Source organism: Microbacterium sp. GCM10027623, assembly GCF_042666935.1.
Lineage (GTDB): Bacteria > Actinomycetota > Actinomycetes > Actinomycetales > Microbacteriaceae > Microbacterium.
The window spans coordinates 1,573,032-1,579,747 of record NZ_JBHTHE010000001.1 but is presented as its reverse complement, the minus strand read 5'-3'; the positions used below and the strand labels follow the sequence as shown (position 1 = coordinate 1,579,747).

Annotated in this window: 5 protein-coding genes; 4 read left to right on the top strand and 1 reads right to left on the bottom strand. The window is 67.0% G+C overall.

Annotated features, from left to right (window positions below):
* Positions 1-86: 86 nt before the first annotated feature.
* Positions 87-2,306 carry an NADP-dependent isocitrate dehydrogenase gene (locus ACFQY2_RS07180; RefSeq protein ID WP_378744989.1) on the bottom strand — a complete coding sequence of 740 codons (2,220 nt, stop codon included), beginning with the start codon at positions 2,304-2,306 and terminating at the stop codon, positions 87-89.
* 134 nt (positions 2,307-2,440) lie between these two features.
* On the opposite strand from ACFQY2_RS07180, the gene ACFQY2_RS07175 reads away from it, so the two are divergent.
* The 4 genes from ACFQY2_RS07175 (at position 2,441) to ACFQY2_RS07160 (ending at position 6,709) form a co-directional block, all read left to right on the top strand.
* Positions 2,441-2,899: a GNAT family N-acetyltransferase gene (locus ACFQY2_RS07175; protein WP_378744988.1), complete on the top strand. Its 459-nt coding sequence runs from the start codon at positions 2,441-2,443 to the stop codon at positions 2,897-2,899.
* A gap of 291 nt (positions 2,900-3,190) precedes the next feature.
* Positions 3,191-4,042 carry an endonuclease domain-containing protein gene (locus ACFQY2_RS07170; protein WP_378744987.1) on the top strand — a complete coding sequence of 284 codons (852 nt, stop codon included), beginning with the start codon at positions 3,191-3,193 and terminating at the stop codon, positions 4,040-4,042.
* Positions 4,043-4,197: 155 nt separating this feature from the next.
* Positions 4,198-5,268, top strand: coding sequence for a LacI family DNA-binding transcriptional regulator (locus ACFQY2_RS07165; protein ID WP_378744986.1), 1,071 nt, complete (start codon positions 4,198-4,200; stop codon positions 5,266-5,268).
* A gap of 127 nt (positions 5,269-5,395) precedes the next feature.
* Positions 5,396-6,709, top strand: a complete 1,314-nt coding sequence (locus tag ACFQY2_RS07160; protein ID WP_378744984.1) for an ABC transporter substrate-binding protein — start codon at positions 5,396-5,398, stop codon at positions 6,707-6,709.
* Positions 6,710-6,716: the final 7 nt, after the last annotated feature.

Below are 6,716 nucleotides of genomic sequence, written 5' to 3'. Positions count from 1 at the left end.
AAACTGCTCCCTGGATGTCGGAACTGAATTCATCAGTCCAACTTCCAGGGAGCAGTTCACAGCATCCGCCCCCTTCTGCGTCTGACTCAGGCCAGCGCGTCGATGACGCCGTTCAGCGTCGCGGAGGGGCGCATCGCCTCGGCGACCTTCTCGGCATCCGGACGGTAGTAGCCTCCGATGTCGACCGGATGCCCCTGCACGGCGTTGAGCTCCGCCACGATCTTGGACTCGTTCTCCGCGAGCGCGGCGGCGATCGGGGCGAAGGATGCCGCCAGATCGGTGTCCTTCGTCTGCTTCGCCAGCTCCTGCGCCCAGTACAGACCCAGGTAGAAGTGGCTGCCGCGGTTGTCGATCGTGCCCAGCGCGCGCCCCGGTGAGCGATCGTCCTCGAGGAAGGTTCCGGTGGCGGCGTCCAGCGTCTCGGCGAGCACGCGAGCCTTCTCGTTGCCGGTGCGGTCGGCGAAGTGCTCGAGCGAGGCGGCCAGAGCGAAGAACTCGCCCAGCGAGTCCCAGCGCAGGTAGTTCTCGGACACCAGCTGCTGCACGTGCTTGGGCGCAGAACCACCGGCACCGGTCTCGAACAATCCGCCCCCGGCCAGCAGCGGCACGATCGAGAGCATCTTCGCCGACGTGCCGACCTCGAGGATCGGGAACAGGTCGGTGAGGTAGTCGCGCAGCACGTTGCCGGTCACCGAGATGGTGTCCTCACCCTTGCGCAGCCGCGCAAGCGTGTAGCGCGTGGCATCCTCGGGCGCCAGGATCATGATCTCCAGCCCGCGGGTGTCGAGCGTGGCGAGGCCCTGGTGCACCTTCGCGATGATCTGCGCGTCGTGCGAGCGGTTCGCGTCCAGCCAGAACACGGCCGGGACACCGGTCGCGCGCGCCCGGGTCACGGCGAGCTTGACCCAGTCCATCACGGGGATGTGCTTGGTCTGCGTCGCACGCCAGATGTCGCCCGCCCCGACCTCGTGCGAGATCAGCACAGAGCCATCGCTGTCGAGGATCTGGACGACCCCCGCCGAGGCGATCTCGAAGGTCTTGTCGTGGCTGCCGTACTCCTCGGCTGCCTGCGCCATCAGGCCGACGTTCGGAACGGTGCCGATGGTGGCGGGGTCCAGCGGACCGTTCGCGATGACGTCGTCGATCACGGCCTGATAGACGCCGGCGTACGACGAGTCCGGGATGACCGCGATGGTGTCGGCCTCTCCCCCGTCGGCACCCCACAGCTTGCCGCCGTTGCGGACGAGCGCCGGCATGGAGGCATCGACGATCACGTCACTGGGCACGTGAAGGTTCGTGATTCCCTTGTCGGAGTTCACGTACGACAGGCGCGGGCCCTGGTCCATGGCCTTCTGGAACGCCGCGGAGATCTCCTCGCCGCCGGCGACGTCCTTCAGACCGGAGAGGATCGATCCGAGACCGTCGTTGGCACTGAGACCCGCGGCGGCGAGCTGCTCGCCGTACTGGGCGAACACATCCTCGAAGAAGACCCTGACCACGTGCCCGAAGATGATCGGGTCGCTAACCTTCATCATCGTCGCCTTGAGGTGCACCGAGTAGAGCACGTCGTCGGCCTGAGCCGCCTTCAGCGTCTCCGCGAGGAAGGCATCGAGGTCAACGGCCGAGAGGAAGGTCGCGTCGACGATCTCGCGCGGCAGCACCTTCAGGCCCTCCTTGAGCACGGTGATGGTCCCGTCGGCGGCGATGTGACGGAAGCTCAGCACCTCGTCGTGGGCGGCGACCCAGGAGCGCTCGTTGTGCTTGAAGTCGTCGTGGCCCATGGTGGCCACACGGGTCTTGGAGCCCTCGGCGAAGGGCTTGTTGCGGTGCGGGTGCTTCTTGGCGTAGTTCTTCACCGCGAGCGGCGCGCGGCGGTCACTGTTGCCCTCGCGCAGCACCGGGTTGACGGCTGATCCCTTGATCTTGTCGTAGCGCGCGCGCACGTCCTTGTCCTCGAGGGACTGAGGGTCGTCCGGATAGTCGGGGACATCGTAGCCCTTGTCCTGAAGCTCGGCGATGGCCGCCTTGAGCTGCGGGATGGATGCCGAGATGTTCGGCAGCTTGATGATGTTGGCCTCGGGCAGCGTCGCGAGACCTCCGAGCTCGGCGAGCGCGTCGCCGACCTGCTGCTCGGGGGTCAGCCGCTGCGGGAAGGCGGCGAGGATTCGCCCCGCCAGCGAGATGTCGCGCGTCTCCACCTCGATGCCCGCCTGGCCGGTGTAGGCCTTGATGATGGGCAGGAAGGAGGCGGTGGCCAGAGCCGGCGCCTCGTCCGTGTAGGTGTAGATGATGGCGTCGTCGGTCACCGGATCTCCGTTCGCGAGGGCAGATTTTATCTCGATACCAAGATACCTGAGTCTGCTTCGCGTTATCGGGGGCCCCGCGGACGCCGATGACGGTTTCCGACACGGATGCGCGTGGAGGGGCTAGCCTGGGGTTCATGTCGGAACTGCGCATGGTCGAACTCTCCGCGGCGACGATCGTCGCCGTCAACAATCTGTCGCTCAAGCCCGGGCAGGAGCAGTTCCTTGCCCCTGTGTCCTACGGGATCGCCGCGACCGTGGTGAATCCGAAGACCTCTTGGCAGCGCGTGGTGCTCGACGGCGACCAGGTCGTCGGGTTCGTCAGCGCGAGCTTCGACGCCGACACTCCCGAAGAGCACTTCCGCAGCGTGCTGTGGCGGATCAACGTCGACGCCGACGATCAGGGTCGCGGTGTCGGGCGCTTCGCCGTCAAAGAGCTGATCGCCGAGGCCCGCCGCCGGGGCGTCGATCACGTCAACGTGATCTACGAGGCCGGCGAAGGCGGTCCGGAGGCGTTCTTCCGCCGAGTGGGCTTCGAACCCGTCGGGGAGACGGAATACTCCGAGGTCATCGCGCAGATCCGCGTCACGGATTGAGCCGGCGGCGGGGCCTCGGATCCCCTCCCCCACCGAGACCCCGTCGTCGCCCGCCCTGAGCGCCGTCTTCCGCCGCGCGCCGTCGAGCCGCCTTGTCACTCACACCGCCTGCGGAACACAGGATGTTCACGCCTGTAAAGGATGCGCGGCGTGCCAGCATCCTTCAGAAGCGCGAAGGTCCTTCAGACCTGTGCGGCGCAATCGTCCTGCACAGTTCGCCTCCGAGTCGACTTGTGCACATCTCCCGGGATCCGGCGTCGGTGTCCACGAGGACTGAGCGAGCGTGGGGACATGGACCTCCTCTCCTGGCTGTCGGATCGGAACGGCATCGGCCATCGGGACGACGCCTCGGATGCCGGCTTCACCGTCTCGCGCGTGCGTACCGCCATCCGTTCCGGAGCGGTGCGGCGAATCCGCTCCAAGTGGATCGCCCTGACATCCGCATCCACGGATCTGGTCACTGCGGCCATCTCCGGAGGCACTGTCACCTGCGTCTCGCTGGGGCGACGACGCGGGTGGTGGGTGCCACCGGATGCGGATGCCAGAGTGCATCTGCATCTGCGGCGGAACGGAAGCGCACGCACCGAGGACGTGCACGGACACTGGGCGATCACCCTGGCCCCGCTGCGCCCGCGGGTGCTGGAGGCGTCGGTCGAGGATGCGCTCGCGGATGCTGCGGGATGCTTTCCCTTGGATCAGGCGGTCGCGATCTGGGAGTCGGCGGTGCGCAAGGAGGCGATCTCGCTGGAGTCGCTGCGGTCGGTGCAGTGGCGGAGCTCCGCGGCACGGCGGTGCCTCGCTCAGATGCGGGCCGGCACGGATTCGTCCCTGGAGACCGTCTTCCACGTGCGTCTGAGTTCCTGGGGAGTGCCGCTGCGGTTGCAGGTGCAGCTGGCAGGGCATCCGGTCGATTTCCTCATCGGCACGCACCTGGTGGTGCAGATCGACGGATGGTCGTTCCACTCGTCGTCGGCCGACCGCACTCGCGACCTGGCGCATGACGCCGAACTGCGCATGCGCGGATACACGGTGCTGAGGTTCTCGTACGCGCAGGTGATCTACGACTGGCAGCGCGTCGAGCACACGCTCGCGGAGGCGGTGAGTCGCGGCCTGCACCGAGGCCCTCAGCGGCAGCAGGCGTGAGAGCGTCGCCGACTGAAGGACATCTTCACATCTGAAGGATGTTCGCCCCGTCTCCATCCTTCAGAACGGCGAACGTCCTTCAGAGACGACCCGGGAACTTTGCTGAAATGTGCCACAAACCCTTGCGGACGGGGAAGAAGTGTGCCAGTCTCACCGTGAAGCAATCGAAGCGCTTCGACAACAACTCCTCTCCCGTACGCGATGGGGCACTGATGACGACGATCCACGACGTGGCCGTGGCCGCCGGCGTGTCCATCAGCACCGTCTCGTACGCCCTGAGCGGGAAGCGCCCGGTCTCCGAGAAGACCAGGCGACGCATCGAGGATGCCGCCGCCGCGCTCGGTTACACGCCCGACGCAGGCGCACGGATGCTCGCAGGACGCCGCACGCACATCTTCGCCCTGACCGAGCCGCTGCGGGCCGACACCCACGCGCCGACCCACATGGCATTCGTGCTCGCGACCGCGATCGCGGCGCGCAAGCACGGGTACGACATCCTGCTGCTGACCGACGAGCAGGCCTCCGAAGGCATGAGCCGTGTCACGTCGAGCCGTCTCGTCGATGCCACCCTGGTCCTCGATGTCGCTCCGGATGATGCGCGTGCCGACATCGCGCGCTCCATCAGCACCCCGACGGTCTTCATCGGCATCCCCGACGACCCCACCGGCCTCACCTGCGTGGACCTCGACTTCGAGGCCGCCGGTCGGCTGGCCGTCGATCACCTGGTGGACGCGGGTCACGACGCGATCACCCTTCTCGGTCAGCCCGCGGTCGCCTACCACACGTCGAACTTCGCTCGCCGCCTGCGCCGGGGCGTCGTCGACGCCGCGAACGAGCGCGGCGTGCAGCTCGAGACGGTACCGTCGGGCGAAGTCGCGACGGATGCCGGCACCGTGCGCACGCGTGTAGAGGCGGCGCTCGAGCGCGGAGACCGCGCGTTCATCGTGCACGCCGTCGCCGACGCGCACGAGGCGCTGCTGTCGGTCCTGGCGGAACGCGGGCTGCGCCTGGGAATCGACGTCTCCGTGATCTCCGCCGCCACGACATTCGACACCTCCGCACTCTCCACCCCGCTGGACACGATCCCCCTCGTGCCCGCACAATCGTGCGACCTCGCCGTCGAGATCGCACTGCGTCACCTCGAGAAGAAGAGCACCGCGCCCGAGGTGCACCTCATCACACCCGAATACCGGTCCGCCGGATCGGTCCACACCCGTTCGGACTGACCCGACACGCAGCGTCGCGGCTCAGTTCTGCCCATTGTCGAAGCGCTTCGACAGCAAGTCCCACAACTGAAGATTCCCGATGAAGTTCCCGGCCCGAACGGGCCCCGAGATAGAAGGAGTGCCGACGATGGCACGCACGAACAGCAGAACCAGAACACTGGCGGCACTCGCCGCCCTGACCGCGGCAGGCATCGCGCTTGCCGGCTGCTCCCCCTCCGGGTCGGGCGGGGACGGCGACGGTGACGGACAGTCGCTCAAGCTCTGGCACTACGAAGGCGCCGACAGTGCGATGGGCAAGGCCTGGGACCAGGCCATCAAGACCTTCGAGAAGGAAACCGGCGCCACGGTCGAGTTCGAGGAGAAGTCCTTCGAGCAGATCCAGAAGACCGCGAGCCAGGTGCTGGACACCGATGCTGCTCCCGACCTGATGGAGTTCAACAAGGGCAATGCCACGGCCGGCTTCCTCGCCTCCACCGGACTGATCACCGACATCTCGGATGCCGTGGAGAAGTACGGCTGGGACGAGAAGCTCGCCCCGTCGCTGCAGACCACCGCCAAGTACACCGAGGACGGCGTCATGGGCGGCGACGCCTGGTACGGCGTACCGAACTACGGCGAGTTCGTGGGCGTCTACTACAACCAGGACGCCTTCGCCGAGGCCGGTCTCGAGATCCCCACCACCTACGACGAGTTCGTCGACGTGCTCGACGCGTTCGTCGCGCGCGGTGTCACTCCGCTCGCGGAGGCCGGGGCGGAGTACCCGCTCGGCCAGCTCTGGTACCAGCTCGCGCTGATGAAGGGCGACCGCGGCTTCGTGGACGACTATCAGCTCTACAAGCACCCCGTCGACTGGCAGGGCCCCGAGGTCACCTCGGCGAGCGAGACCCTCCGGGAGTACGTGGACAAGGGCTACATCGCGAAGGACGTCTCCTCCGTCAAGGCCGAGGACGCCGGCGTCTCGTTCATCAACGGCACGTCGCCGATCTTCGTCTCGGGCTCGTGGTGGTTCGGCCGTTTCGCCGCCGAGGCGACCGGCTTCGACTGGACGATGACGGCGTTCCCGGGCGCGGATCTGTCACTGGGCTCCTCCGGCAACCTCTGGGTCGTCCCCGAGAACGCCGCGAACAAGGAACTGGCCTACGAGTTCATCGACATCACGATGCGCCCGGAGATTCAGGCGATCATCGGCAACAACGGAGGCCTGCCGGTGGCTGCGGATGAGGCCGACATCACCGATGAGAAGAGCGCCGAGCTCATCTCGACCTTCAACGGCATCCTCGAGAAGGACGGGCTGTCGTTCTACCCGGACTGGCCCGCACCCGGGTTCTACGACGTGATCGTCCAGCAGCTGCAGGGTCTGATCACGGGCGTGTCCGACGCGAAGGACACGAACGCCGGCCTCGGCGACGCCTACGACGAGGGAACAGCGGACTTCCGCTGACCGACCG

Coding starts and splice junctions, on each gene's coding strand:
- ACFQY2_RS07170 (WP_378744987.1), top strand. CDS start 3,191: ATGGACCTCCTCTCCTGGCTGTCGGATCGGAACGGCATCGGCCATCGG.
- ACFQY2_RS07175 (WP_378744988.1), top strand. CDS start 2,441: ATGTCGGAACTGCGCATGGTCGAACTCTCCGCGGCGACGATCGTCGCC.
- ACFQY2_RS07160 (WP_378744984.1), top strand. CDS start 5,396: ATGGCACGCACGAACAGCAGAACCAGAACACTGGCGGCACTCGCCGCC.